Origin of the sequence: Pseudomonas rossensis, from assembly GCF_039888995.1 — a bacterium.
GTDB lineage: Bacteria > Pseudomonadota > Gammaproteobacteria > Pseudomonadales > Pseudomonadaceae > Aquipseudomonas > Aquipseudomonas rossensis.
On the sequence record NZ_JBBWCB010000003.1, the window covers coordinates 1 to 26,837 of the forward strand.

General features: G+C 60.3%; 25 protein-coding genes. 7 read left to right on the forward strand and 18 right to left on the reverse strand.

Going from position 1 to position 26,837, the window contains the following annotated elements; all coding sequences use genetic code 11:
- The coding region (xopAW, locus tag WLY71_RS01535) for a XopAW family type III secretion system calcium-binding effector (RefSeq protein ID WP_347802233.1) at window positions 1–618 on the forward strand (618 nt) is incomplete at its 5' end.
- Window positions 619–759: 141 nt separating this feature from the next.
- Here the strand turns inward: xopAW and WLY71_RS01540 are convergent.
- The 10 genes from WLY71_RS01540 to WLY71_RS01585 all read right to left on the reverse strand — a co-directional run bounded on the left by WLY71_RS01540 (window position 760) and on the right by WLY71_RS01585 (window position 9,526).
- Window positions 760–1,815 carry an AI-2E family transporter gene (locus WLY71_RS01540; RefSeq protein ID WP_095132397.1) on the reverse strand — a complete coding sequence of 352 codons (1,056 nt, stop codon included), beginning with the start codon at window positions 1,813–1,815 and terminating at the stop codon, window positions 760–762.
- A 69-nt stretch (window positions 1,816–1,884) separates the two neighbouring features.
- On the reverse strand, window positions 1,885–2,691 hold the full coding sequence (locus WLY71_RS01545; protein ID WP_347802234.1) for a DUF4892 domain-containing protein: 807 nt from the start codon (window positions 2,689–2,691) through the stop codon (window positions 1,885–1,887).
- Between the two features lie 8 nt (window positions 2,692–2,699).
- Entirely contained in the window at window positions 2,700–3,359 is a 660-nt protein-coding gene (locus WLY71_RS01550; protein WP_056745055.1) for a glutathione S-transferase family protein, read from the reverse strand.
- 50 nt (window positions 3,360–3,409) lie between these two features.
- Entirely contained in the window at window positions 3,410–4,264 is an 855-nt protein-coding gene (locus tag WLY71_RS01555) for an alpha/beta hydrolase (RefSeq protein ID WP_347802235.1), read from the reverse strand.
- Entirely contained in the window at window positions 4,261–5,067 is an 807-nt protein-coding gene (locus WLY71_RS01560; protein WP_347802236.1) for an alpha/beta fold hydrolase, read from the reverse strand. The genes WLY71_RS01555 and WLY71_RS01560 overlap by 4 nt, the downstream gene beginning before the upstream one ends.
- Before the next feature lie 264 nt (window positions 5,068–5,331).
- Window positions 5,332–5,775, reverse strand: a complete 444-nt coding sequence (locus WLY71_RS01565; RefSeq protein WP_347802237.1) for a hotdog fold thioesterase — start codon at window positions 5,773–5,775, stop codon at window positions 5,332–5,334.
- Between the two features lie 32 nt (window positions 5,776–5,807).
- Window positions 5,808–7,475 (reverse strand): AMP-binding protein, encoded by a 1,668-nt coding sequence (locus WLY71_RS01570; RefSeq protein WP_347802238.1) that lies wholly within the window; start codon window positions 7,473–7,475, stop codon window positions 5,808–5,810.
- Window positions 7,476–7,672: 197 nt separating this feature from the next.
- The gene (sixA, locus tag WLY71_RS01575; protein WP_309676260.1) at window positions 7,673–8,125 is read right to left on the reverse strand and encodes a phosphohistidine phosphatase SixA; all 453 of its coding nucleotides are present in this window, start codon (window positions 8,123–8,125) and stop codon (window positions 7,673–7,675) included.
- Entirely contained in the window at window positions 8,122–8,469 is a 348-nt protein-coding gene (locus WLY71_RS01580; protein ID WP_347802239.1) for a DUF4389 domain-containing protein, read from the reverse strand. The genes sixA and WLY71_RS01580 overlap by 4 nt, the downstream gene beginning before the upstream one ends.
- A 31-nt stretch (window positions 8,470–8,500) precedes the next feature.
- Window positions 8,501–9,526, reverse strand: a complete 1,026-nt coding sequence (locus WLY71_RS01585) for an NAD(P)H-dependent glycerol-3-phosphate dehydrogenase (RefSeq protein ID WP_134419054.1) — start codon at window positions 9,524–9,526, stop codon at window positions 8,501–8,503.
- A 196-nt stretch (window positions 9,527–9,722) separates the two neighbouring features.
- On the opposite strand from WLY71_RS01585, the gene WLY71_RS01590 reads away from it, so the two are divergent.
- The 6 genes from WLY71_RS01590 (at window position 9,723) to WLY71_RS01615 (ending at window position 17,279) form a co-directional block, all read left to right on the forward strand.
- The gene (locus WLY71_RS01590; protein ID WP_347802240.1) at window positions 9,723–11,846 is read left to right on the forward strand and encodes a TonB-dependent receptor plug domain-containing protein; all 2,124 of its coding nucleotides are present in this window, start codon (window positions 9,723–9,725) and stop codon (window positions 11,844–11,846) included.
- A gap of 1 nt (window position 11,847) precedes the next feature.
- Entirely contained in the window at window positions 11,848–12,780 is a 933-nt protein-coding gene (locus WLY71_RS01595; RefSeq protein WP_347802241.1) for an ABC transporter substrate-binding protein, read from the forward strand.
- The gene (locus WLY71_RS01600) at window positions 12,777–14,678 is read left to right on the forward strand and encodes an ATP-binding protein (RefSeq protein ID WP_347802242.1); all 1,902 of its coding nucleotides are present in this window, start codon (window positions 12,777–12,779) and stop codon (window positions 14,676–14,678) included. The genes WLY71_RS01595 and WLY71_RS01600 overlap by 4 nt, the downstream gene beginning before the upstream one ends.
- Window positions 14,679–14,925: 247 nt before the next feature.
- Complete coding sequence (gene fabA, locus WLY71_RS01605; protein ID WP_008148022.1) at window positions 14,926–15,441, forward strand: 3-hydroxyacyl-[acyl-carrier-protein] dehydratase FabA; 516 nt, start codon at window positions 14,926–14,928, stop codon at window positions 15,439–15,441.
- A gap of 11 nt (window positions 15,442–15,452) precedes the next feature.
- Window positions 15,453–16,673 carry a beta-ketoacyl-ACP synthase I gene (gene fabB, locus WLY71_RS01610; protein ID WP_033056872.1) on the forward strand — a complete coding sequence of 407 codons (1,221 nt, stop codon included), beginning with the start codon at window positions 15,453–15,455 and terminating at the stop codon, window positions 16,671–16,673.
- A 417-nt stretch (window positions 16,674–17,090) separates the two neighbouring features.
- Window positions 17,091–17,279, forward strand: coding sequence for a hypothetical protein (locus tag WLY71_RS01615; RefSeq protein WP_347802243.1), 189 nt, complete (start codon window positions 17,091–17,093; stop codon window positions 17,277–17,279).
- Between the two features lie 70 nt (window positions 17,280–17,349).
- On the opposite strand, the gene WLY71_RS01620 is transcribed toward WLY71_RS01615, so the two are convergent.
- The 8 genes from WLY71_RS01620 to WLY71_RS01655 form a co-directional block, all read right to left on the reverse strand.
- Complete coding sequence (locus WLY71_RS01620) at window positions 17,350–17,892, reverse strand: DUF2058 domain-containing protein (RefSeq protein ID WP_347802244.1); 543 nt, start codon at window positions 17,890–17,892, stop codon at window positions 17,350–17,352.
- A 28-nt stretch (window positions 17,893–17,920) separates the two neighbouring features.
- Entirely contained in the window at window positions 17,921–18,754 is an 834-nt protein-coding gene (gene mazG, locus WLY71_RS01625; protein WP_347802245.1) for a nucleoside triphosphate pyrophosphohydrolase, read from the reverse strand.
- A 5-nt stretch (window positions 18,755–18,759) separates the two neighbouring features.
- The gene (gene relA, locus WLY71_RS01630) at window positions 18,760–21,003 is read right to left on the reverse strand and encodes a GTP diphosphokinase (protein WP_347802246.1); all 2,244 of its coding nucleotides are present in this window, start codon (window positions 21,001–21,003) and stop codon (window positions 18,760–18,762) included.
- 123 nt (window positions 21,004–21,126) lie between these two features.
- Complete coding sequence (gene rlmD, locus WLY71_RS01635) at window positions 21,127–22,479, reverse strand: 23S rRNA (uracil(1939)-C(5))-methyltransferase RlmD (RefSeq protein ID WP_347802247.1); 1,353 nt, start codon at window positions 22,477–22,479, stop codon at window positions 21,127–21,129.
- On the reverse strand, window positions 22,479–23,381 hold the full coding sequence (gene cysM / locus WLY71_RS01640; protein WP_008148007.1) for a cysteine synthase CysM: 903 nt from the start codon (window positions 23,379–23,381) through the stop codon (window positions 22,479–22,481). The genes rlmD and cysM overlap by 1 nt, the downstream gene beginning before the upstream one ends.
- Before the next feature lie 108 nt (window positions 23,382–23,489).
- Window positions 23,490–24,512 (reverse strand): PDDEXK nuclease domain-containing protein, encoded by a 1,023-nt coding sequence (locus WLY71_RS01645; RefSeq protein ID WP_347802248.1) that lies wholly within the window; start codon window positions 24,510–24,512, stop codon window positions 23,490–23,492.
- Window positions 24,513–24,694: 182 nt separating this feature from the next.
- Window positions 24,695–26,125, reverse strand: a complete 1,431-nt coding sequence (locus WLY71_RS01650) for a histidine kinase sensor domain-containing protein (protein WP_347802249.1) — start codon at window positions 26,123–26,125, stop codon at window positions 24,695–24,697.
- Entirely contained in the window at window positions 26,112–26,834 is a 723-nt protein-coding gene (locus WLY71_RS01655) for a response regulator transcription factor (RefSeq protein ID WP_347802250.1), read from the reverse strand. Before WLY71_RS01655 ends, WLY71_RS01650 begins: the two co-directional genes overlap by 14 nt.
- Window positions 26,835–26,837: the final 3 nt, after the last annotated feature.

The window sequence follows — 26,837 nt, forward strand, 5'->3', positions numbered from 1 at the left end:
AGTCTGAGCAGTGAAGAAATGGCCGCGATGGCCCCTCCGCCGCCACCGCCACGGGACCAGGCACCGAACACCGAACTGGCTGACGCGCTGATCAGCGCCCTGGACGCCGACGGTGACGGCGCCATCAGCAGCGATGAACTGAGCAACGGTCTGGCCAGCGCCGGCAGCACAGCCGACAGCACAGAAATCTTCTCGGCACTGGACAAGAACGAAGACGGTTCCGTCAGCCAGGACGAACTCGCCGCCAGTCTCGCCCCGCCTCCGCCGCCACCTCAACAAGTGTCCAGCGAAGAACTGTTCAGCCAGCTCGATGCGGACAGCGACGGCAGTGTCAGCGCCACCGAACTGACCAGCGCGTTGCAGACCAGCAGCACCTCATCGACCAGCACCGATACCAGCGCCGCGTTGCTCAAAGTGCTGGATAGCGACAGCAGTGGCGGCGTCAGCAGCGACGAGTTGAAAGCCGCGTTGCAAGCCGGCCGCGAGCGAAACACCGACAGTTCCACCGATCAGTCGAACGTGACCGAAGCCCTGAACAAAATGATCGCCAACCTGAGCAAGCAGTACTCGCTCGACAACGTGGCGACCGTGGGTAAGTACCTGAACGAGGCCACATAAGTCAAAAGCTTCGCGAGCAGGCTCGCTCCCACAGTTGATCTGCATTGATCACATAATTTGTTATCGATATAAAATCAATGTGGGAGCGAGCTTGCTCCGGGCGGCGTTCCGACGAAGAGGCCCTAAGCCCCAACAAAAACCTCAGGGCCGGCGATCCTCAACCCGAGCCTGACTCTTGCTCCAGTCGTTCAGCAGGCTGTAGGCCACCGCCAACAACGTCGGGCCGATAAACAAACCAATAAACCCAAAGGCAATCAACCCGCCAAACACCCCGAGCAGGACAATCACCAACGGCAAATTACCGCCCCGGCTAATCAGGTACGGTTTGAGCACGTTGTCGACGCCACTGATGATGAACATCCCCCAAATTCCGAGAAACACCGCCATCCCGTACTCACCCTTCCAAGCCAGCCAGGCCGTGGCCGGAATCCACACCAGCGGCGGCCCCATCGGAATCAGGCTCAACAAAAACGTGACGATCCCCAGCACCAGCGCCCCGGGTACCCCGGCAATCAAAAACCCGATCAACGCCAGAACCGCCTGGGCCGCCGCCGTCCCGATCACGCCGTTCACCACCCGCTGCACCGTGCCCGCCACCAATTCAATGTAATACCCGGCACGGTCACCAATCAGACGTTCCAGCAACCCGTGAACAAACGCCGCCAGACGCGGCCCGTCACGGTAGAAAAAGAACACAAAGACGATACTCAACGTCAGCTCAAGAATCCCGCCGCCAATCTGCGCGCTGCGCGCCAGCAACCAATTGCCGACCTGACCCAGATAGGGTTTGACCGCCAGCATCATCGCCGCGCCCTGCTGATCGATGCTGTTCCAGACCCCCACCAGCCGCTCGCCGACCAAGGGAATACTGCCCAGCCAGGTCGGCGCTTCCGGCAGCCCGTCGACCTGCACATCCTTGATGAACGCCGTGGCATCGCGCACATGGTCCGCGAGGTTGAACCCCAGCCAAACCAACGGCAACGCCACCAGCAACATCCAGCCCAGCGTCAGCACTGCGGCCGCCAGAGATTCGCGACCATTGAGTAAACGCGTCAGCAAACGCATCAGCGGCCAACTGGCAAACGCCAGCACCGCGCCCCAGAACAGCGCCGACCAGAACGGCGCCATCACCCAGAAGCTCGCGCCAAACAGCACCAGGAGCAGGATCTGCACCAACAGCCGATCGTTATTGATCATCTAGATCTCGAAAAAAGTCAGTCCGCAAAAGAGTCGGCGAACGCAGCGTGTACGTTCGCCTGATAAAGCTTATCGCAACAGTTGGATGTGCAAGCCTGCGCCCTCGACGCTACCGGCTTCCATCCTGGCGGTACGCACACCCTGCCCGATCAGTGCCTGACGCCAGGCTTCGGCCTTCGGCCCCGAAACACTGACCCGCAACGTGGTGTCCAGATTCAGCCCACGAGAGATCAGGCGCAGCCAGGCATCGTCAGGATCGCCGGTCAATTTGGGGAAATCGAGTTCACCGGTGCTTTTGAGTTCTCGAAGCAAGGTTGCAGAAGTCGGCAGCAAATCACCCAGCGGCGCGGCAGCGTCAAACTGTTCGACGTGCAGATAAGCTTTGCGATTGCCGCGCGTGATGCTGTAAAGCGCTACCAGCGTGTTGTCCTGTGGGGCCGCCAGGCGCAACAGCAAATACGCTTGCTGATCATCAGTGCCATAAAGCTTGGCATTGCCAAAGACATCATTGGCCCACAGGCTGCTTTCGCCGCAATCACGGGCCTGGCACCAGAACAGCAACTCGGCATCCTGCTTCTGCAAGGCTTCACGAGCAGCGGTGAAGGCCTCGGTGGAGGAATGCTCCGGTGGCAACTCGTAGGTTACCGAAGTGGTTTGCCCTCGGGCAGCGACCTGGCCGTCAAAGCGCAACTGGCCGCTGATTTTGCGGATCGAGCCCAGTGGATAGATCCGCTCAAGTTCGGCGACCGGACGATAGTCAACGATCTGCGCATCGGCCATACGCGGCATGATCGGCAGGTCCTGACTGCCCGGGACATCGGCGGCAAATAACAGCGGACTGAAGCAACACAGCGCCAGCAGACTGAATGAACGCATGGATAGACTCATCGGATCAGCATGGCCTGGGCACCCTTGATGATACTGGCGTCATCGATGCGCTCAGGCACCAGCAAACCGCGCTGTACCGCCGGACGCGCCTCCATGGTTGCCATCCAGCGCTGCAGGGCCGGCAAACCGTCGACCTCGACACCCGACCACTCATGGCCACGGACCCACGGATAAGTGGCGATGTCGGCAATGCTGTATTCACCGGCCAGAAACTCGACGGCTTGCAGGCGCGTGTCGAGCACTTCATAGAGGCGGCGGGTTTCATGTTGATAGCGATCGATGGCGCCCTGGAGCTTCTCCGGGAAATAACGGAAAAACACGTTGGCCTGGCCTTGCATCGGGCCGATTCCACCCATCTGGAACATCAGCCATTGCAGGACCACCGAACGCCCCTTGGGGTCTTTTGGCAGCAGTTTGCCGCTCAGTTCAGCCAGGTAAATCAGGATCGCTCCGGATTCAAACACGGCGAAATCGCCGTTGGCGCGGTCGACAATCGCCGGGATCCGGCCATTGGGATTGATCTTGAGGAAGCCCTCGGACTTCTGTTCCTTTTTGTCGAAACTCAAGGCGTGCACCGTGTAGGGCAGGCCGAGTTCCTCGAGCACGATAGAGACCTTGTGGCCATTCGGGGTCGCAGCGGTGTAGAGATCTATCATGGTTGTCTCCCATTTCAACCCGCCCAGCCTCGACAGTTGCCCGGCGCAAGTCAAGGAACGGCGAAGAACCGATTGAAACAGTCTGCGACAAGGTCGGCACCGGGTTCGTCATTCAGGTGTAAATGATGGCCGCCAGGCAGCTGTTCACGGCTAAAGGGTAGACGCTCCAGCAACTCGGGATGTTTGGCGAGCATACCGTCGGCAGCCACCACCAGTTTTGCAGGACAACTGACTCGCTGGACGAAAGCCATCGCCTGTTCGGAGGTCAGACGCAGCGGCGACGGTAAGGTCAGGCGGTTATCGGTGCGCCAGGTATAACCGCCCGGCACCGGCATCAATCCGCGCTGGGCCAGCAGTTCTGAGGCTTCGCGACTGACAGCGACCAAGCCTTTCATCCGCGCCTCGATGGCCCGGTCGAGGGTGTTGTAGACCGGTTTGCGCTTCTCCCGCAAATCCAGCTGCGCTTGCAGGGCCATGCCCATCCGTTCGGCAGCGTTTTCGCCTTTGTCTGTAGGAGGAATGATGCCGTCGATCAATGCCAGATGGGTCACGCGTTCCGGTAAAGAACCGGCCAGCACCAGCGAAACGATCGCGCCCATGGAATGCCCCAGCAGCCCAAAGCGCTTCCAACCCAATTGCTCGGCCACTTGCAGCACGTCATGGGCGTAGTCCCACAGTGCGTAACCGGCTCCGGTCGGCCGATGCCCGGAATGACCGTGACCGGCCATGTCCAGCGCAATGATGCGCAAGCCTTTGAGCTTCGGCGCCAGCCGGGCGAAGCTGTTGGCGTTGTCCAGCCAGCCATGCAAGGCGATCACCGGCATGCCGTCTTCGGGGCCGAACAAGTGCGCTGCCAGTTCGATGTGCGGCAGGCTCAGGCGAACTTCTTCAACGACGTTGCTCATGCGCAATCCTGTTGGCGGCGACCTTCCCAACGGCTGAGCAGGTTCTTCAACAGCGTGGCCGTGTCCTGGGGACGTTCGAGGGGAAACATGTGGCCGCCAGGCATGGTCAGGGACTCACCCAGCGGCAAGCGCCCCACGAGGCTTGCGTGATGACGCATCACCACCCGGCTCTTGTACCCCCGAACCACTGCCAGCGGCACTTTCAGTTGCCGTGTGCGGCCGGGACTGGTGTGCGGCACGCCACGGTAGATACTGATTTCCGTGGCCGGGTCGAAGCGCAGGCGCAACTTGTCGCCCACCTTGTGCAAACCGTGTTGCAGGTAAGCGTCGAAGCATTCCGGGTCGAAACTGCGAAACAGGGTTTTGCCAGCGAAATAGAGTCGGGCCGCTTCCAGATCGGTGAACTCTTCCCGACGTCCCAACGTACGGCCGGCCGGGGTCAGACGATCGATGAAACCGAAGCGTTTGGCGGCGCGGATCACCCATTGATCAGCGCGGGTCAGCACCGGCGAATCAAGCATCACCACGCCGCGATAGAGCTCGGGGCACCGCAACGCCGCGTGCAGATGCAGCACGCCACCGAAGGAATGGCCGACGCCCCACACAGGTTCCGGTTGCTGCTTGAGGTGATGAATCAGCTCGTCGACCAGGTTGTACCAGTTGTCGTCCGCCGGAAAACGCGGGTCATGGGCGTGCTGCTGCAGATGCGTCACCTGATACTCGGGCGCCAGCGCCGCGAACAACTTGCCGTAGGTGCCCGAGGGAAAACCGTTGGCGTGGGCGAAAAATATCTGTTTCGACATACCGGTGATCCATCAACGAAAACAAGGGTTGATTGTCCGTAAGACGACGTCCTACAGCAATGACCGTAAGTGCCAGGAATGATGACAGTCCGGTCAACAGGATTTCTGATGAAGATCTGTGTAGCAGCTGCCGAAGGCTGCGTCCGGCTGCGCAGCAGTCGTAAATCCAGCGACCTCAATCTTCCTGAACCAACGCAGTGAATGGTTTTACGATTGCTGCGCAATCGAACGCAGGCTTCGCCAGCTGCTACATGGAATCGTGTTTCAGCGGGCGGGCGGATTCTCACCCAACGGCACCACCGCCATGGTCAACCGCGATACACAACTGGCCTTCCCCTCATCGCTGGTCAAACGGATATCCCAGACATGCGTCGTACGGCCAATGTGAATCGGCTTGGCCACCGCCGTGACCCGCCCGCTGCGCAAGCCGCGCAAATGGTTGGCGTTGATTTCCAGGCCCACGCAGTAAAACCTGCTGGCGTCGATGCACAGGTAACTGGCCATCGAGCCGACCGTTTCGGCCAGCACCACCGAGGCGCCGCCGTGCAGCAAGCCATAAGGCTGGTGAGTGCGATGGTCGATGACCATGCTCGCGGTCAGGGACGCTTCGTCGAAGGCTTCGAAGCGAATATCCAGCACTTCGCCGATGGTGTTTTTCTGGATTGCGTTCAACTGCTCGACGTTGGGAGTGGTACGCCACAGACTCATCGTTGCTGTCCTTTGTTGGTTTTATTCGTGACTCAATCCTGCCACAGCACCGCTTCACTGCGCTCGCTCCATTCTTCGAAACGGGCACCGTAGACGGCTTCGATCACGTTGCGTTTGATCTTCAGGGTCGGCGTCAGGAAGCCGTTTTCCACCGCCCAGCTGTCCTTGACCACCACCAATCGATGCAAGCGTTCGTGTTTGTCGAGGACGCCATTGACCTCCTCCAACAGTTTTTCCAGGCTTGAATGCAGGCCCGCCCGCGCCGTTCCGCTGGCGTCCTGCTGACCGACCGCCGAGAGCACGCACAAACCCAGCGGCGCACTCAGGCCATCGCCGACCACGCAGACCTGCTCGATGCGCGAATGCTCCGCCAGACGATTTTCGATCGGTGCCGGGGCGACGTATTTGCCCTTGCTGGTCTTGAATATTTCTTTCAGTCGCCCGGTCAGGCGCAGGTTGCCTTCGGCGTCTTCCTCGCCCTTGTCTCCGGTGCGCAGGAAGCCGTCCTCGGTGATGGTTTCGGCGGTTTTCTCAGGCTCCTTGAAATACCCGAGCATGGTCGCGCCACTGCGCACCATGACCTCGCCCGACTCAGCGATCCGCACCTCGACCTCCGGGCAGGGCTTGCCGATCCAGCCGGGTTTGTTCTGGCCCGGCAGGCCAACGTGCGAATAGCCGCAGCTTTCGGTCATGCCGTAGACCTCCAGCACATCCAGCCCCAGTTTGCGGTACCACAGCAGCAAGGTCTGCGGCACTGGCGCGGCGCCGGACAAGGCGATGCGCAAGGCATCCAGCCCGAGCCCGGCCAGGACTTTGTGGCCGACCCGCCTGCCGATGATCGGCAGACCGAGCAGGAAGTCGAGGCGCTTTGCCGGGATCTTGCTGTACACGCCCATCTGGAATTTGGTCCAGATCCTCGGCACACCGAACAGCGCGGTCGGTCGTGCACGGCGCAAATCGGTCAGGAAGGTATCGAGGCTCTCGGCAAAAAACACCGTTTGCCCGGTGTAGATCGACGCCAGCTCGACGAACATCCGCTCGGCGACATGGCACAGCGGCAGGTAGGACAGCAGCCGATCCGACTCATTCAAGCCAAACAACTGCGTGCCGCGAGTGGTGGCAAACCCCAGGTTGGCGAAACTGTGCATCACGCCTTTGGGCGTGCCGGTGGTGCCGGAGGTGTAAATGATGGTCGCCAACTGGTCGGCGGACGGCTTGGGATCGTCCTGGATCGGTGAGCTCTTTTGCAGGTCGGCCCAGCTGAAATCGAACGTGCCGGGTGGATGCAACGGCAGGCTGATCGTCGGCAGATCAGCGCTGACCCCGCGAGACATGCCTGGCCAGTCATCGAGTTTGCCGATGAACACCAGTGCCGCTTCGGAGTGTTCAAGGACCTGGGCCACGGTCTCGGCGGTGAGGTTCGGGTAGAGCGGCACCGACACGTGGCCCGCCATCCAGATCGCCAGGTCGGCGATGATCCAGTGCGCGCAGTTTTTCGAGATCAGGGCGATGTGGCTGCCTTGGGGCAGTTCGCGTGCGCGCAGCCAATGCGCGGCGCAGCGCGCCTGATGACCGACGTCGGCCCAGCTCAGGGTCTCGACCTGTCCGCCACCCACGGGCTGGACCAGAAAGCGCTGGCGGGGATGACGGGCCTCACGCTCGTAGAAGACGTCCAGCGGCAAACGAAAAGCAGCAGGCATGCGACTCGCTCCTTTGTTTTTGGTCTGGAGCAAGCGTAGTCAACCAAGCAACTGCTTGGTTGACTATTTCACACAAAAATCAGGTACGAAGCAGAACCTGTGGGAGCGTGGCTTGCCCGCGATGCAGGCGCTGCGGTCTGTCAGGTAGACCGCGTTGATGCCATCGCGGGCAAGCCACGCTCCCACAAAGAGCAGAGCTATGGGTGCTTGATGCCCTTGAGCTTCATCGCGCCGGCCAGCGGCAAATCGCCTTCAAGTTCTGCAAGGCCGGCGGTTTTCACCGCTTCCGGGTCTTGCACATGGCCGTGCTGCAAGTAACCCAACAGGTTGCCCACCAGCGGGTTATGACTGATCAGCAACGCGTGATCCACAGACACCAACTGCTCCGCCACCGCTTGCGGGCGGTTATCGGGGGTCAGCCAGTCGACGGTGCGAATCTCCGGCGCGAAATTCAGCGCTGTACGGACAATTTCTGCGGTCTCCTGCGCTCGCAGGTAAGGACTGGCATAGATCGCGGTCAGCGGCTTGCCGGCCAGCTCGGCAGCAGTGCGCAGCACTTCTTCACGACCATGGGCCGTCAGTGCCCGTTCCGAATCAGGACGCTTGCCGTGTGGCTCGGCTTCACCATGACGCAGTATCCAGAGTTTCATAGCTTTGGCTCCTCATCTCGGGCCGGGTGTGGTGCCGGCGCCACAGTGTGCGGCGCTTCACCTTCCGGTGTACGCGGCGTCGGCCAGTCGGCGAACGGCCACGGTTTCTGGTCGCTGTGGAAGCTGCCGAAACGACCGATCTGCGCCAGAAACTGGCTCAGGCTGTCGCCGAAGTTCATCAGGCTGGCGCTCGGGGCGCCATATATCAAACGATAGATCAGTTGAACCAACACCACGGCACCAAGGATGAACTGCGCCACTTGCCAGACCAGCACGTAGACGATCATCCACAACACGCGCAGCAGGATGGATTCGTACTTGGCTTCTACTTTTGGATCGTTCATGTCTCGCTCCCTGCCCCTGTCAATTGAGTGCTCAGTTGAAACCGCTGGTGGAAATAAAGTCGACGTCGGTTTTCGGCTCGGCACGCATCAATAGACCGATCACCTGCTCCAGCGTGCGCCCTTCGAACAGGATGGCATGCAGCCCGGCGACCAGCGGCATGTACACGCCCACCTCCTGGGCCTTGGCCTTAAGCACCTTGAGGGTGTTCACGCCTTCAGCGACTTCGCCCAGGCGCGTCACTGCATCTTCCAGGCTCAAGCCCTGGCCGAGGGCGAATCCGACCTGGTAGTTACGGCTTTTCGGCGACGAGCAGGTGACGATCAAATCGCCGACGCCCGCCAAACCGAGAAAGGTCATCGGGTTGGCGCCCTGATTCACCGCAAAGCGGGTCATTTCCGCCAGCGCCCGGGTGATCAACATGCTCTTGGTGTTTTCGCCCATGCCCAGCGCCACCGCCATGCCGGCGATGATCGCGTAAACGTTTTTCAACGCGCCGCCCAACTCCACGCCGAAGCGATCGGCGCTGGCGTAAACGCGAAAGGTCCGACCATGCAACGCCTCCTGGACCCGCTGGCAGAGTTCTTCGTCTTCGCTGGCGACCACCGTGGCGGTCAGCGCGTGTTCGGCGATTTCACGGGCCAGGTTCGGCCCGGACAGCACGCCGATGCGCGCTTGCGGGGCGATCTCTTCGAGGATTTCGCTCATTAACTTGAAGGTGTGGGCTTCGATGCCTTTGGTCAGGCTCACCAACAATTTGCCGCTCAAACGTTCGGCGTGCGGCATCAATACCGAGCGCAGCGCGCTGGACGGCAGTGCGACGAAGCACAGGTCGCAGGCTTGCAGAGTGGCCAGCAGGTCGGTGACCGCTTCCACGGCCGGCAGAATCTTGATGCCTTTGAGGTAACGCGGGTTCTCGCGATTGACCCGAATGGCCTCGGCCTGCTCGGGGTCACGCATCCACAGCCGGACCTGATGCCCGTTCTCGGCCAGCAGATTAGCCACGGCGGTACCAAAACTTCCGCCTCCCAGGACCGCAATTGGGCGCTGTTCAGTCATATGCAATCCGTTAATCCATACCAGTGGCGATGTCGGCATTATACGGAGCGGCCCAGTGGCGGCCAGCCCCCGCATCAATTACCGGCACTTGTAGGAAGAAGACCAAGAAAACCGAGGAAAATGCCCACAACGTGACTGGAAAAGTCATTGCGCTCGGTTAACATGCGCGCCAATTGTTCGCTATCAAGGATGTGTTGTGTCGTTTGGCTCTCCATCACCTCGCTCACCTCTGGTACTGGCGCTGATTTTCAGCTCGCCATTGCTCGCCGACGACTTGTTCCTCGACAGCGAGCCGCTGCCGCAAGTATTGACCGCGACGCGACTCAAGCAGTCGCCGGCCGCGGTACCGGGGAGCATGACGGTGATCGACAGCGAACTGATCAACGCCAGTGGCGCCCGGGACATCAGTGAGTTGCTGCGACTGGTGCCGGGAATGATGGTCGGCAACATCAACGGCAACCAGGCGGCGGTGAACTATCACGGCACCAATGCGACCGAAGCGCGACGCATGCAAGTGTTGATCGACGGCCGTTCGGTGTACCGCGCAGGCCTGGCCACGGTGGACTGGAGTGACATTCCGGTGGCCCTGGAAGACATCGAACGCATCGAAGTTTTTCGCGGCCCGAACACCGTCAGCTATGGCGCCAATGCGCTGATGGCGGTGGTCAACATCATCACGCGCAACCCGGCCGACAGCCACGGCACGCGGATGAAAGTCACCCGTGGGCAGCGCGGCATCGACGACTTTTACGCCAGCCAGGGCGTGGGCTGGGACGGCGGCGACCTGCGCCTGTCACTCTCCGGCCAGCAAGACGACGGCTTCGACTCGGACCGTCATGGCGCCGACTACCGCGACAGCCGCCGCTTGAACCGCTTCAACCTCGCCGTCAGCCAGACGCTCACTGAAAACCAGAGTATCGACTGGCAATTGAATGCCAAGGACGGGGCCAACCAGCGTCCGTATACCTACCGCCCGGTCTTCTCGGGGATTACCGCTGCGGGGAACAATTCCGACGTCATCGCCAAGGACTACGCCGGCTCGCTGCGCTGGAACCTCGACATCAATCCCGATCACAGCCTTTACATTCAGGGCTCGGCGCAGCACTGGGATCGTCAGCAGACCTGGCGTGCGTGCGATGCCGAGGTTTCGTTCAGCCCGCAGTTGACCGAACTCTGGCAGCTCAACCCGAATTACACCGAACGCCTGGCGCGCAACGTGGAGCGCTACACCGGCCCCGGCGCGCCCGCAGGTGACCCGGCCCAGCGCGCACTGGCCAATCAAGTGCTGGACCAATGGCGAAACGGCGCCCGACAAACCCTCTGTGGCGATATTGACCAGAGCACCCGGGAATCGCGCTACGACCTTGAATTGCAGGACACCCTCAGCCTGTCCGACAGTCTGCGGCTGGTCAGCGGCATGAACTATCGTTACGACCGGGCAGATTCCGAGACTTACTTCAATGGCACCCTCGACGACACCACCTGGCGGGCGTTCGGCCAACTCGAGTGGCGCGCCACCGAGCATTGGTTGCTGCAGGGCGGAGCGATGTTCGAAGACACGCAATTGATCGGCAGTTCGCTCACCCCGCGGGTGGCGGTCAACTACCTGATCAACCCGCGCCATGGCCTGCGGGCGGTGTACTCGGAAGCCATCCGCTCGCCGGACATGTTCGAGAACAACGTCAACTGGAGCTATCAGGTAAAGAACCTGCGGCCCAGCGCCTATGGCCAGTCCAGCGCCCGTTATTTCGTCAAGACCCGTGGCCCCGGTAACCTCGAACAGGAACACATGCGCTCCCGGGAGCTGGGCTATAACGGCTACTTTGCCGACGTGGGGCTGGCGGTCGATGTGAAGCTGTTCTACGACGAAATCACCGGGATGATCAGCGAACCGCTGCGCAACAATCAGTACATCGCCAGCAACTCGAACAACGCGCGCTTCTCCGGGGCAGAAACCCAGCTCGACTGGCGAATCAGCAGCGCCGATCGCCTGCGCCTGACGTATGCCTACGTCGATGCCGAGGCGAGCAACCCACAGGATGCACAACAGACCGCTCGAAACAGCGGTTCCGCCGGTTGGCTGCGCAACTGGGGCCACGGCTGGAACAGCGCGCTCTTCTACTATGGTGACGATGCCCTGAACGGCTACCGCTTCGAACGGGTCGACACGCGCATCGCCAAACGCATCGGCCTGGGCAAGGCCAGCCTGGAACTGGCCGGTGTGCTCCAGCAACGCCTCGACAGCCAGCCCACAACCTTCGTCGACAACAACTACGACGAACGCCGGGTGCTTTACTTCAGCGCAGAGCTGGCGTTCTAAGATGCTGTATAGCCCGTCACGCAAGACGCCAATCCTTGGCCGCCTGCTGGCCGTTTTGTGCCTGGTGTTTGCCGGACTGCTGAGCAGCCTGGAGGCCACCGCCGCGGACATTTTGCTGACCGGCGCCGAGGACAGCCCGGGCATGCAATCCTTCACCAAGGCCCTGAGCGCCTTGCGGCCTGCCGATAACGTGCGCTTCCAGCCACTGGCCAGTCTGCCGGCGCCAGGCAAACTGCCCGCCGGCACCCGTTTGATTCTGCTCGACCTGCCGAGCCTCGACTGGCGCCTGCAAGACACCCAGGGCCCGGCGACGCTAGTGCTGCGCATCAGCCGCCTGCAAGCCCGTCAGCATCTGGGGGCCATCCTGCCCCCGCGCCTCAGCCTGCTCTGGAGCGACCCGCCCCTGGACCGACAATTGCGCCTGACCCGACTGCTGCTACCTCAGGCCAAACGGGTCGGCGTGCTCTTCGACAGCCACAGCGAATTCCTCTTGAAAGAACTGCATCAGGCCGCCCACTCCCTGGGCCTTGAAGTGGTCACCGAGCGCTGGGATAACACGAACGACAGCCGGCCGCTGCAGACCTTGCTGAAAAACAGCGACGTGTTGCTGGGCCTCGACGACCCCGATCTGTACAACCCGAAAACCGCGAAAAACCTGTTGCTCAGCAGCTATGCACGGCAACTGGCGCTGATCGGCCCTAACGCCGGGTTCGTCAGGGCCGGGAGCCTGGCCAGCACCTACAGCGATCAGAGCGATTGGCTGGCGATGCTCGACGAACTGCTCGACCGGCCACCGGCCACGTGGCCACGCACGCACTACCCGCAACGCTTCAAAGTCTTAAGCAACCCGCAAGTGGCTCGTTCATTAGGGATTGAACAGATGAATGAAGCGTCTGTCGCAACACAGTTGGCCGAAGGAGAAAATCGCCCATGACCTTCCGTCGCCGTTGGGACATCAACACCCGCACGCAAATCATCAGCCTCGGCCCTGCCCTGTTGCTGACGTTGCTGTTGATCAGCTTCTTCACCTTCGTGCGGATCCAGGACCTGCGTCAGGAGCTCAATCACACCGGGCAACTGATCGCCAACCAACTGGCGCCGGCCACCGAATACGGGGTGATCTCGGGCAACAACGAGGTGCTCGACAGTTTGCTCAAGGCCACCCTGGCCACGCCCAATGTGCGCTTTCTGGAAGTCCAGGACAGCGCCAACCGGATTCTTGTGTACGTCGAGCAACCGTCGGAAACCCACAACCGCTCGCACCAGGTCGAAGTGTTCCAGGCCCCGGTGCGGCTGCAACGAATCCAGCTGCACAATGATTTCCTGCAGGGCAGCCGCGTCGCCAACACGGCGCCCTCCGAGGACTATCTGGGTCGGGTGATCGTCGGCCTGTCCAATGACGCCTTCAACCAGCGTCAGCAGGAAATCCTGCTCAAGGCCGGGATCCTGGCGCTGTTCGCCCTGCTGTTTACTTTTCTGGTCGCCCGGCGCCTGGCCGGCAGCCTGTCGCAACCGATCCGCGACATCGGCAACGCGGTCAAGGCGATTCAGGACGGTGACTACAAAACACCGCTGCCGATCGTCGACGACACCGAGCTGGGCGCGTTGTCGCAACACATCAACAACCTCGCCAACGGGCTCGAACAAGCCAGTCGCGAACAGCATCAAGCGATGGCGCAGTTGATTCAGACGCGCGAGGAAGCGGAAAAGGCCAACAGCGCCAAATCCGATTTCCTTGCAATGATGAGCCACGAACTGCGCACGCCGATGAATGGCGTGCTGGGCATGCTGCAACTGCTGGAAACCACCGAGATGACCGAGGAGCAGGTCGAATACGCGGCGCTTGCCTCGGAGTCCACCGAACACCTGCTCAAAGTCATCAACGACATTCTCGATTTCTCGCGCATTGAGCGTTCGGAACTGGAGCTGGAGCACATTCCATTCCACCTCGCAGACCTGATCGGCAGTTGCGCCCAGTCGTTCTCGCACAGCGCCGTGCAACGCGGGCTCGACCTGGCGCTGTCGATTCCGGACGACATGCGCGCGTTGCAGGTTCAGGGCGACCCGACGCGGATCCGGCAGATCCTGGTCAACCTGATCGGCAATGCGCTGAAATTCACCGAACAGGGCCGCGTCAGCATCGAACCGCAATGGCAGTCGCTGGATCACGAATTGCTGTGGTTCACCTGCACCGTGCGCGACAGCGGGATTGGTATCTCGGCTGAACGCCTGGAATTGATGTTCAACGCCTTCCAGCAGGCCGACAGTTCTATTTCGAGGCGATACGGTGGCACCGGGCTGGGCCTGCCGATTGCTCGCACGCTGGCTGAACGCATGGGCGGCACGTTGCGCGCCCAGAGCGAGGAAGGTCGCGGCTCGGTGTTCACCCTGGAAATCCCGCTGGCGCTCTATAAACAGACGCTGCCCGTGCTGGCGCCGCGCATACCGACCGGCAGCGGTGATGGCGAAGGGCGCAACGTGTTGCTGGTGGAAGACAATCCGGTCAATCAGACGGTCATCGAAGCAATGTTGCGCAGTCTGGGCTTTACTGTCAGCGTCGTCACCGATGGTGCCCAGGCAGTGCGCAGTGCGGAGAGTCTGATTTTTGAAGCCATTTTGATGGACTGCCGGCTACCGATCATCGACGGCTACGAGGCTACCCGACAAATCCGACAATTGCCCGGCTGCACAGACTTGCCGATCATCGCGCTGACCGCCAACGCCTTGCAGGGTGACCGCGAAGCCTGTTTATCGGCGGGAATGAACGATTACCTGGCCAAGCCCTTCAAACGCACAGATTTGCAGCAAATTCTGCAACGCTGGGTGCAGTAGTGCAGGCCTTTCGGCTATCTGCGACTGGCGTGAAAGGCGAAAGTGCGGCAGTCTTAGGCACCCGAACAGGCCCGAAAAGGGGCTTGAATAATAATTTCAGTGCACAAGTGTACATTCATGTCCTTGGTGCTGTGACTTTCACCACAACGCAATAGTCTATGAGTAGGCTGCTGACTCGAGGCATGAACGCTTCGATCGGCCGGGAAGATTTGCCCCACCTGCCGCATGGGACTATTGAGGAGCTCGCATGACCCAACAAAACGCCTTTACTCGGGAAGACCTGCTGCGCTGCAGTCGCGGTGAGCTGTTCGGCCCAGGTAACGCACAACTGCCCGCCCCGAACATGTTGATGGTGGATCGCATCACCCATATCAGCGCCGAGGGTGGCAAGTACGGCAAGGGTGAATTGGTCGCCGAGCTGGATATCACTCCGGACCTGTGGTTCTTCGCCTGCCACTTCGAAGGTGATCCGGTGATGCCAGGCTGCCTGGGCCTCGACGCCATGTGGCAACTGGTCGGCTTCTTCCTCGGCTGGCAAGGTCTGCCAGGCCGCGGTCGCGCCTTGGGTTCGGGCGAAGTGAAATTCTTCGGTCAGGTTCTGCCGACCGCCAAGAAAGTAACCTATAACATTCAGATCAAGCGCGTACTGAAGGGCAAGCTGAACCTGGCCATCGCCGATGGTTCGGTCAGCGTCGACGGCCGCGAGATCTACACCGCCGAAGGCCTTCGGGTCGGCGTTTTCACCTCCACTGACAACTTCTAAGGGTTATCCGCATGCGCCGCGTCGTTATCACTGGTCTGGGCATCGTTTCGTGCCTGGGCAATGACAAAGAGACCGTCTCCGCTAACCTGCGTGCAAGCCGCCCTGGCATCCGGTTCAACCCGGAATATGCCGAAATGGGTCTGCGTAGCCAGGTTTCCGGCTCCATTGACCTTCCCCTCGAAGAGCTGATCGATCGCAAGATCTTTCGCTTCGTCGGCCACGCGGCGGCTTACGCCTACCTGGCCATGAAAGACGCCATCGCCGACTCCGGTCTGACCGATGAGCAAGTCTCCAACCCGCGTACCGGCCTGATCGCCGGCTCCGGTGGCGCCTCCACGCTGAACCAGATGGAAGCGCTGGACATCCTGCGCGAGAAAGGCGTCAAGCGCGTCGGCCCATACCGTGTCACACGGACCATGAGCAGCACCGTTTCCGCTTGCCTGGCAACGCCGTTCAAGATCAAGGGCCTGAACTACTCCATCGCTTCTGCCTGCGCCACCAGTGCTCACTGCATCGGTACCGCCATGGAACAGATCCAGATGGGCAAGCAGGACATCGTGTTCGCCGGCGGCGGTGAAGAAGAACACTGGAGCCAATCGTTCCTGTTCGACGCCATGGGCGCACTGTCCAGCCAGTACAACGAAACCCCGGAAAAGGCTTCCCGTGCCTACGACGCCAAGCGTGACGGTTTCGTCATCGCCGGCGGTGGCGGCATGGTCGTGGTCGAAGAGCTGGAACACGCTCTGGCCCGCGGCGCGAAGATCTACGCCGAAATCGTTGGCTACGGCGCGACCTCCGATGGCTACGACATGGTCGCCCCAAGCGGCGAAGGCGCCATCCGCTGCATGCAGATGGCCATGTCCACCGTTGACGCTCCGATCGACTACCTGAACACCCACGGCACCTCGACTCCGGTCGGCGACGTCATGGAAATGAAAGGTGTGCGTGAAGTGTTCGGTGACAAGGCTCCGGCCATCAGCTCCACCAAGAGCCTGTCGGGTCACTCCCTGGGCGCCGCCGGCGTTCACGAAGCGATCTACTGCATGCTGATGATGGAAGGTAACTTCATGGCGGGTTCCGCCAACATCGACGAACTGGACCCGGAAGTGGCTGACATGCCGATCCTGACCAAGACTCGTGAAGACGCCACCATCAACACCGTGATGAGCAACAGCTTCGGCTTCGGCGGCACCAACGCCACGCTGGTACTGAAGCGCTGGGCCGGTAAGTAATACCCCCGCTACGCTGCACACAAAAACGCCCCGACTGGTTCGGGGCGTTTTTATGTGTGTTTGAAACACATAGCCTTGGCCAGGTACAAAACCTGTGGGAGCCGAGCTTGCTCGCGATGAGGCCATTTCATTCACCATCATCATCGACTATGAGACCGCCATCGCGAGCAAGCTCGGCTCCCACAGGTTCTGTACCTTCGGCCTCAATCAACGGTTTTGTTTCTCACGAACATGAAGCTTTTGTCATGAAACTCAACGCCCTGCGACCGAATGCCGCGTGTTTGGCGGGCTGCAGGACTTTTACCAAATTCGCAAAAATCCGCTACCGAACTCAGTCGTTTACTTAGCCAGCTAACCAAACATATAACGGAGTCCTGCACACGCCTTGCTGCAGATAACAGAGATTGGAGCTAGCAGATGACTGTAAAAGTAACTGAACGCGACGATTCACATATGTCCCACGAAGGCGTAGCCGCCGGTATCCGGATCTGGGACGTGCACCAACAAGACATGCTGGTGGGGATGTTCCACTCCGAAACCGATGCCCACAGCTACAAGGCCGAACTGGAAAAACTGGAGCAGCAACGAGAGCTCCAATCCGCATAAGCAATGACAGCATTGAAAACGACAAACCCCGCCATGAGCAGGGTTTGTCGTTGTTGCAGCCTTTAACGGCTTACCACATCAGATCGTCCGGGATCTGATAGGCCGCGTACGGATCGTCTTCGACAGCGACTTCTTCGGTCTTCACATTCAGCTGCACGATACGCTGTGGATCGCGCTCCTGGATCTTCAGGGCCGCCTCACGCGGGATCACTTCATAACCGCCGGCGTGGTGCACGATGGCCAGCGAACCGCTGCTGAGCTTGTTGCGCATCAGCGTGTTGACGGAGATGCGCTTGACCTTCTTGTCGTCAACGAAGTTGTAGTAGTCCTCGGTCGTCAGCTTCGGCAGACGCGAGACTTCGATCAACTGTTTGACCTGGGCGGCGCGAGCCTTGGCCTCGGCCTTCTCCTGTTGCTGACGGTTCAGCTCCTGATCGCGCTTGACCTTCTCGGCCATGGCTTCCTGAGCCGCCCGCTGCTGCGAGTCATCAAGTTCGCTCTGACCTTTGTGGGCCAGACGCTGCTGTTTCTGCTTCTCTTTGCCGACCTGTTTGGCCTGCTTCTGGTTGACCAGCCCTGCTTTGAGCAACTGGTCGCGAAGGGAAATGCTCATGGTGCTTATTACTCACTTAGGCAACTGCTCAACCGCAGCTGGGCAAATTCTTTTCCTGACGTTTGGCTTCGCCCCACAAGGCGTCCAACTCTTCGAGGGTGCAATCTTCTATGGGACGGTGGGTGTCGCGCAATGCCTGTTCGATAAAACGGAAGCGTCTTTCGAACTTGCTGTTGGCGCCACGCAGTGCAGTTTCGGGATCGACCTTGAGATGGCGTGCCAGATTGACCACGGAAAACAACAGATCACCGACTTCATCGGCAATCGCTGCCGAGTCATTGTCGGCCATGGCTTCGAGCACTTCATCGAGCTCTTCGCGCACTTTGTCGAGCACCGGCAAGGCGTCCGGCCAGTCAAAACCGACCTGCCCTGCACGCTTCTGCAACTTCGCCGAACGGGACAATGCCGGCAGTGCTGCGGGTACATCGTCGAGCAAGGACAGTTGTTCGGGCGCCGAAGATTTCTCCGCCCGTTCTTCAGCCTTGATCTCTTCCCAGCGCTGCTTGACCTGATCTTCATTCAGACGCGGAACATCCAGCGGTGCGTACAAATCACCCGTGGGAAACACGTGAGGATGACGGCGGATCAGCTTGCGAGTGATGCTGTCGATGACACCGGCGAATTCGAAGCGCCCTTCTTCCCGTGCCAGCTGGCTGTAATAAACCACCTGGAACAGCAAATCCCCCAACTCACCCTGCAAGTGATCGAAGTCACCGCGCTCGATGGCGTCGGCGACTTCGTAGGCTTCCTCAAGGGTGTGCGGGACGATGGTTTCGTAGGTTTGCTTGATGTCCCACGGGCAGCCGTACTGCGGGTCGCGCAGAAGGCTCATCAGGTGCAGCAAGTCTTCAAGGCTGTACATCGGTTTCACGGCGTCCGGTTACGACGGGTTTCGATGATGTTCGGCAACTGGGAAATCCGCCCCAGCAACCGCCCCAGTGCATCCAGCCCCGGAATCTCGATGGTCAGGGACATCAACGCGGTGTTGTCCTCTTTGTTCGAGCGGGTGTTGACCGCCAGCACATTGATCCGCTCGTTGAGCAGCACTTGCGAAACGTCACGCAGCAGACCGGACCGGTCGTAGGCGCGGATGATGATGTCCACCGGATAGGTGAGCACCGGCACCGGCCCCCAGCTGACCTGGATGATCCGCTCGGGCTCGCGCCCGCCCAGTTGCAGCACCGAGGCGCAGTCCTGGCGGTGAATGCTCACGCCGCGGCCCACGGTGATGTAACCGACGATCGCATCCCCCGGCAGCGGCTGGCAGCAGCCGGCCATTTGGGTCATCAGGTTGCCGATGCCCTGGATCTGGATGTCGCCGCGCTTGCCTGGTTTGTAACCGGTGGCCTTGCGCGGAATCAGTTCCAGCTGTTCGTTGCCGCGTTCCGGCTCGACCAGTTGCTGCGCCAGGTTCACCAGTTGCGCCAGGCGCAAATCGCCGGCGCCCAACGCGGCGTACATGTCCTCGGCCGTCTTCATGTTGGCCTTATCGGCCAACTTGTCGAAGTCCACCGCCGGCAAACCGAGGCGATTGAGTTCGCGTTCGAGCAAGGTTTTACCGGCCGCGACATTCTGATCGCGCGCCTGCAATTTGAACCAGTGAACGATCTTCGCCCGTGCCCGCGACGTAGTGATGTAACCCAGGTTCGGGTTCAGCCAGTCACGGCTCGGGGTACCGTGTTTGCTGGTGATGATCTCGACCTGTTCACCGGTTTGCAGGCTGTAGTTGAGCGGCACGATGCGCCCGTTGATCTTCGCGCCACGGCAGTTATGACCGATTTCGGTGTGCACGCGGTAGGCGAAGTCCAGCGGCGTCGCGCCCTTCGGCAAGTCGATGGCGTGACCGTCCGGGGTGAAAATGTAGACCCGGTCCGGTTCGATATCGACCCGCAGCTGTTCAGCCAGGCCGCCGATGTCGCCCAATTCTTCATGCCACTCGAGGACCTGACGCAGCCAGGAGATTTTCTCTTCGTAGTGATTGGAGCCGGATTTGACGTCGGTGCCCTTGTACTTCCAGTGCGCGCACACGCCCAGCTCGGCTTCTTCGTGCATGGCGTGGGTGCGGATCTGCACTTCCAGTACCTTGCCCTCGGGGCCGATCACTGCGGTGTGCAGCGAGCGGTAGCCGTTTTCTTTCGGGTTGGCGATGTAGTCGTCGAATTCTTTCGGGATGTGCCGCCACAGGGTGTGGACGATACCGAGCGCGGTGTAGCAGTCGCGCATTTCCGGCACCAGCACGCGAACGGCGCGCACGTCGTAGATCTGGCTGAATTCCAGACCCTTGCGCTGCATTTTGCGCCAGATCGAATAGATGTGTTTGGCCCGGCCGCTGATGTCGGCATCGACGCCGGTGGCCTGCAATTCATTTTTTAGCTGAGTCATCACGTCGCTGATGAAGCGCTCGCGATCCAGGCGCCGCTCATGAAGCAACTTGGCGATCTGCTTGTACTGATCGGGCTCAAGGTAACGGAAGGACAAGTCCTCCAGTTCCCACTTGATGTGACCGATACCGAGACGGTGAGCCAAAGGCGCGTAGATGTCGAAGACTTCACGGGCGACGCGGTTGCGTTTTTCGTCATCGGCGGTTTTCACCGCACGGATCGCACAGGTGCGTTCGGCCAGTTTGATCAGCGCAACGCGAACGTCGTCGACCATGGCGACCAGCATCTTGCGCAGGTTTTCGACCTGGCCCTGCGTGCCCAGCACCAGGGATTGACGAGGGCTGAGGCTGGCGCTGATCGCCGCCATGCGCAACACGCCGTCGATGAGCTTGGCGACCACCGGACCGAAGCGCTGGCTGACCGCCGGCAACTCAATCTGGCCTTCGCGCACGCCGCGATACAGGATCGCGGCAACCAACGAATCCTGATCGAGTTTGAGGTCGGCGAGAATCTCGGCGATCTCAAGGCCCGTGCGAAAACTCGAGGTCCCTTCGGACCACAGGTTTTTCGCCGCATTGGCTTGTTGTTCAGACGCACGAGCAAACTCGCACGCTTCCTTCAAGGCTTCGCGATCCAGTGCCGGATCGACACTGACCGCGTGATCGAGCCAAGCCTCGAGATTGATACTGCCGTCGGTGTTGATCGGCTGGTGTGCTCTCACCTGTACCATCTTGCTTACCTTCCCTACGACGCAGATTCAATGCGTCAAATCGCTGGCCTTCGTTGCCCGTGTGCCCACGTCAGGGCCGGTACGCGGCTGCACGGGCGGGCCAGTCGGACCAGACGAGCCGTCCTAGCTCGCTTCAAATAACGCCATGGCCTCGACATGTGCCGTCTGAGGAAACATATCGAGAATCCCGGCACGTTTTAACCGGTAGCCCTGCTTGATCAATTCGACCGTATCGCGCGCCAGCGTTGCCGGATTGCACGACACATACACCAACCGTTTGGCGCCCAGGGACGCAAGCTTGCGCACTGCCTCGAAAGCACCGTCACGCGGTGGGTCCAAGAGTACCGCACAAAAGCCTTCGCGCGCCCATTCGACATCGGTCAAAGGCTGGGATAAATCGGCCTGAAAAAACTTCGCATTATGAAGATTGTTGCTAGCAGCGTTCGCGGCTGCTCGCTCGACCATCGCCTGCACACCTTCCACCGCCACCACTTCGCGAACGACCTTGGCCAGCGGCAACGCAAAGTTACCCAAACCACAGAATAGATCGAGAACTCGTTCATCCGCCGTCGGCTTCAGCCAGTCCAGCGCTTGGGCGATCATCGCTTCGTTGACCCCGGCGTTGACCTGGATGAAATCCCCCGGCCGGTACGCCAGGTTCAAATCCCACTGCTCGAGTCGATAACCCAACGACTGGTCCGCCTCGACCGGTTGCGGTTCACCGTCACCGTGCAGCCACAGTTGGGCTTCATGGAAGGCGCAGAAATCCTTGAGGATCGTCATGTCGGCGTCGGACAGCGGCGCCATGTGCCGCAACAAAACGGCCAACTTCGATCCTGCAAATAATTCCACATGCCCGAGCGCCTGAGGTTTGCTCAAGCGCCGAAGCATTTCCGGCAAGCGGGTCATGATCGGTTGCAAGGGCTGTACCAGCACCGTGCATTCGTTGATCGCAACGATGTCCTGACTGCCCGCCGCGCGGAAACCGACTTCGAGTTTTTTCGCCTTCATGTCCCAGCGCACCGCCACTCGGGCGCGACGCCGGTAACCGAATTCCGGACCGCTCAACGGCGCGGCCCACTCTTGGGGTTCGACACCGGCGACCTTGGACAGTTGCTCGGCGAGCATGCGCTGTTTCAGGGCGAGTTGTTCGTTGTGCGGCAGATGTTGCACGCTGCAACCGCCACAGCGACCGGCATGCGGGCACGGTGCCGGGCGGCGCAGTTCGCTGGCCTGGAACACCCGTTCGGTGCGCGCCTCGACCACTTTGCCGTGGGCACCCAACACGCGTGCTTCGACTTCCTCACCGGCCAATGCGCCGATGACGAACCAGGTGCGACCTTCAAAAAACGCGATACCGCGACCGTCATTAGCCAGGCGCTCAATACTCAAGCGCTGCTTTTTGCCGGTCGGAATTTGTGGGGCCTTGCTGCCGCCGGTGGGCTGGAAGCGCAGGCCTCTCTCTTGCTTGGCCATCAGTTGGGCGCGTCGAAAATGCCGGTCGACAAGTAACGGTCGCCACGGTCGCAGATGATCGCGACGATCACCGCGTTTTCAACTTCTTTGGACAGACGCAGCATCGCTGCCACCGCACCGCCCGAGGACACTCCGCAGAAGATGCCTTCTTCGCGGGCCAGACGACGGGTCACGTCTTCGGCTTCGCTTTGCGCCATGTCGACGATTCGGTCCACGCGCTCGGCCTGGTAGATCTTCGGCAGGTATTCCTGTGGCCACCGACGGATGCCCGGAATCGCCGAGCCTTCCATCGGTTGCAGACCGATGATCTGCACGCTCTCGTTCTGCTCTTTCAAGTAGCGCGAGACGCCCATGATGGTACCGGTGGTGCCCATGGAGCTGACGAAATGGGTGATGGTGCCTTCGGTCTGACGCCAGATTTCCGGGCCGGTGGTGGTGTAGTGCGCTTCGGGGTTGTCCCCGTTGGCGAACTGATCCAGCACCTTGCCGCGGCCTTCGGCCTCCATTCGCTGGGCGAGGTCGCGGGCGCCTTCCATGCCCTCTTCCTGAGTGACCAGAATCAGCTCGGCGCCATACGCCGTCATGGCGGCTTTACGTTCGGCGCTGGAGTTGTCCGGCATGATCAGGATCATCTTGTAACCCTTGATCGCGGCGGCCATCGCCAGGGCGATCCCGGTGTTACCCGAGGTCGCTTCGATCAGCGTATCGCCGACGTGGATCTGCCCGCGCAATTCAGCGCGGGTGATCATCGACAGCGCCGGACGGTCCTTGACCGAACCCGCCGGGTTATTCCCTTCGAGCTTGAGCAAAAGGGTATTGCTGGTGGCGCCAGGCAGGCGCTGCAAACGGACCAGCGGAGTGTTGCCGACGCAATCGGCGATGGTTGGGTACTGCAAGGTCATGGCGTATTCGCAATCCAGACTGCGGGGGCGCCTATCATACCGGCAAACCTTCGCAGGCCATATCACGCAAAGTACGGTGCTTATGGTTTATGGGAATAAGGGGTTGGATCAGTACTCTTCGCCTTGTGCGACATTCAATGCGTAGAACTCATGCAACTTGGCCTGCAACAACTGTTTGTCCGGTAGCTGCACCTGGTATTCAGCGATCAGCGCTGGCGACAGGCTGCGGTTAAGGGCGTACTCGACCACCTCGTCATCCTTGCTGGCACAAAGCAACACACCAATGGCCGGGTTTTCGTGGGGTTTGCGCTCCTTGCGATCCAGCGCTTCCAGATAGAAGTTCAGCTTGCCCAGATACTCCGGTTTAAAACGACCGACCTTAAGCTCAATGGCTACAAGACAATTAAGGCCTCGGTGGTAGAACAGCAGATCCAGGGCAAAATCACACCCACCCACTTGAAGCGGATACTCGGAACCGACAAAGCAGAAATCGCGGCCGAGCTCGCTCAGGAATTCTTTGAGCCGCGCCATCAACCCTTTATGCAGATCAGTTTCGGCATGGCCGCCCGGCAGGTCGAGAAACTCGAGCATGTAGGCGTCACGGAATATCTCAAGCGCTGCCGGGTGGGCTTGTCTCAGCACTGCTGAGATTTTTGCTGGTTGGGTCACGCTTCGTTCGAACAGTGCGGTTTTGAACTGACGCTCTAGTTCGCGCTTTGACCATTTTTCCTGAACGGCCAAACGGACGTAGAACTCCCGCTCTTCCGGCCGTTTACTCTGGCTGAAAATGATCAGGTTGTGCGACCAGGACAATTGTCGCACCAGTGGTGCGACTTTCTCTTCAGCATGATAAGTCTCATAGAATTGTCGCATCCGGAACAAATTCGACCGGGTAAACCCGCGCAACCCCGGTTGAGTCTGAGCCAGATGCTCAGCCAGTTGGCTGACCACAGAATCGCCCCACTCAGCTTGTTCCAGCTTGCGACTGATGTAAGCACCCACCTGCCAATACAGCTCGATCAACTGGGTATTCACCGCCTGTATGGCTTGCTGCTTGGCACTTTGAATCAGCGCAAGCACTTCATTGAAACGGTCGTCGGCTGCGTTGCCGGAGATGCTGGATACATTCATGCCGAACTCCTGGAGGACGAGGAAAAACGCGAGTCTATTCCGTCAAGTCAGGCTTAAGGTGTCGGTGATACCCTTTAGGAAAGGTCGTACAAAATAACGGGAACGCTCCGGCAAACTCAGAACGGTGGTGCAGGAGAGGGCCTCTTCGCGAGCAGGCTCGCTCCCACAGGGTTAAGGGTTGATCACACCATTTGTGACCGACACACATCCACTGTGGGAGCGGGCTTGCCCGCGAAAGCGTCATCACTGACGCCATCAATATCAGCCACCAACCGCATATTCAGCCGCAATCCCTGCCCGGTGTTCTCAGCCCAAAGCGCCCCGCCCTGGCGCTGCATCGCATTCCTGGCAATGCTCAACCCCAAGCCAAATCCACCATCCCCCGGCCGCGATCCATCAAGCCGGATGAACGGCGAGAAGATCCACTCAAGATCCGCCCCAGCCACCCCGCCACCCTCATCCTCCAGCCACACATGCCAGAAATCGCCATCACGCTGCCCACCCAGACGCACCACGCCGCCCTGCGGTGAATGACGAATGGCATTGCGCAGGATGTTTTCCAGCGCCTGAGCCAACGTATTGAGATGGCCGCGTACCCAGCAGGACGAATCCACCGCACACTGCAACTGGCTCGCCGGCCAGCCACTTTCATAGCAGGCATTTTCCGTGAGCATTTCCCACAACGCCTGAATCTGGATCGATTCGTCGGGCAGCGGCGCGCGGTCGGTGTCGAGCCAGGCCAGTTGCAGGGTGTCTTCCACCAGACGCTGCATGCCATCGACCTCTCGGCCAATGCGCTCGCGCAATTGCGTCAACCCCTGCTCGCTTTCGCTGGCCACCCGCAGGCGACTCAGTGGCGTGCGCAATTCGTGGGACAGGTCGCGCAGCAGTTGTTGTTGCAGGGCCACCGTGCTTTGCAGACGCTCGGACATGTGATCGAAGGCCCGGCCCAGTTCACCCAGCTCATCCGGGAGATGGGTGATGCGGCTCGACAACCGCACGTTCAACTGGTCGGCACGCCAGGCATTGGCCTGTTCGCGCAGACTGTTCAAAGGCACCACCAGTAACCGATACAGACCGACGCACAGCAGCAAGGTGAACAATCCGGGAATCACCCCGTTGGTGATCACCCGCCAGAACACCCGGTAACGGCCAGGCACGAAACGCTGGGGCAGTTCGATCACCAGACTGCCGGCGGACGGATCGTTGGGAAAAGGCACTCTCAACCACGGCAAACCTTTGGTATGGCGACTCGTCGGCCAATCCAGACCGCGTAAAAAGGTCAGGCGCTGGGTTTCTTTTTCCGTCAGCGGGTAACTGCTCAATGACTGCAAATCGCCGCCAATCACACCGACCCATGTCGACTCGCGATGGCCGACGCTCTGCAACCAAGCATCGATGCCCGCACTCTGGCGCTCATTCCACACCTGCTCGGCCTCGGCTGCGTAGCGCATCAGCGTGCCCCGTGCCTCGTCGGACAGGAACAGGTTTTTCTTTTCCATGTAGCGCCCCCAGGACCAACTGAGCCAGATCATCAGCAGACAGAACGCCACCAACAAACACGCCAGTTTCCAGAACAGCGAATGTCTGCCCGGCAGGTCAGTCCACTTCATCGACAGCACTCAATACGTAACCCTTGCCCCACACCGTGCGCACTTCGCGCTCGAGGTAACCGACAGCCTTGAGCTTGCGGCGGATCTGACTGATATGCATGTCGAGGCTGCGGTCATGGGGCGCGTAACCGCGCTGCAGTACATGTTGATAAAGGAAGGCTTTGCTCAGGACTTCATCGCCGCTGCGGTTCAGCGTTTCCAGCAACCGGTACTCGCTGCGGGTCAGGCCGCCAGCGTGTTCGCCATAAAAGACATCACAGCATTCATCGTCGAAACGCAGGCTGTCCGCCGAAGAGGCAATCGGTGCCGGCGCTGGCCGGCGGTCGAGCGCGACGCGCCGCAGGATCGCTTCGATGCGCACCCGCAACTCGACCATGCTGAAGGGTTTGGGCAGGTAATCATCGGCGCCCAGCCGAAAACCACTGATGCGATCCGCCTCGGCACCGAGCGCCGACATCAGCACCACCGGAGTGGAATGGCTCTGGCGCAACTGCGTCAGTACGTTCAGCCCGTCCAAGCCCGGCAGCAGAATATCCATCAGCACCACATCGAAGGCTTGCTGGCGGGCGATGGTCAAGCCTTCCAGACCGTTCTGGCACCACGTCACCTGAAAACCGCAACGTCCCAGGTGCTCATGAACATAAGCACCGAGTACGAGGTCGTCTTCTATAGACAGGATACGAGGATGGCCAGCAGCGATGGGAGTCATGAC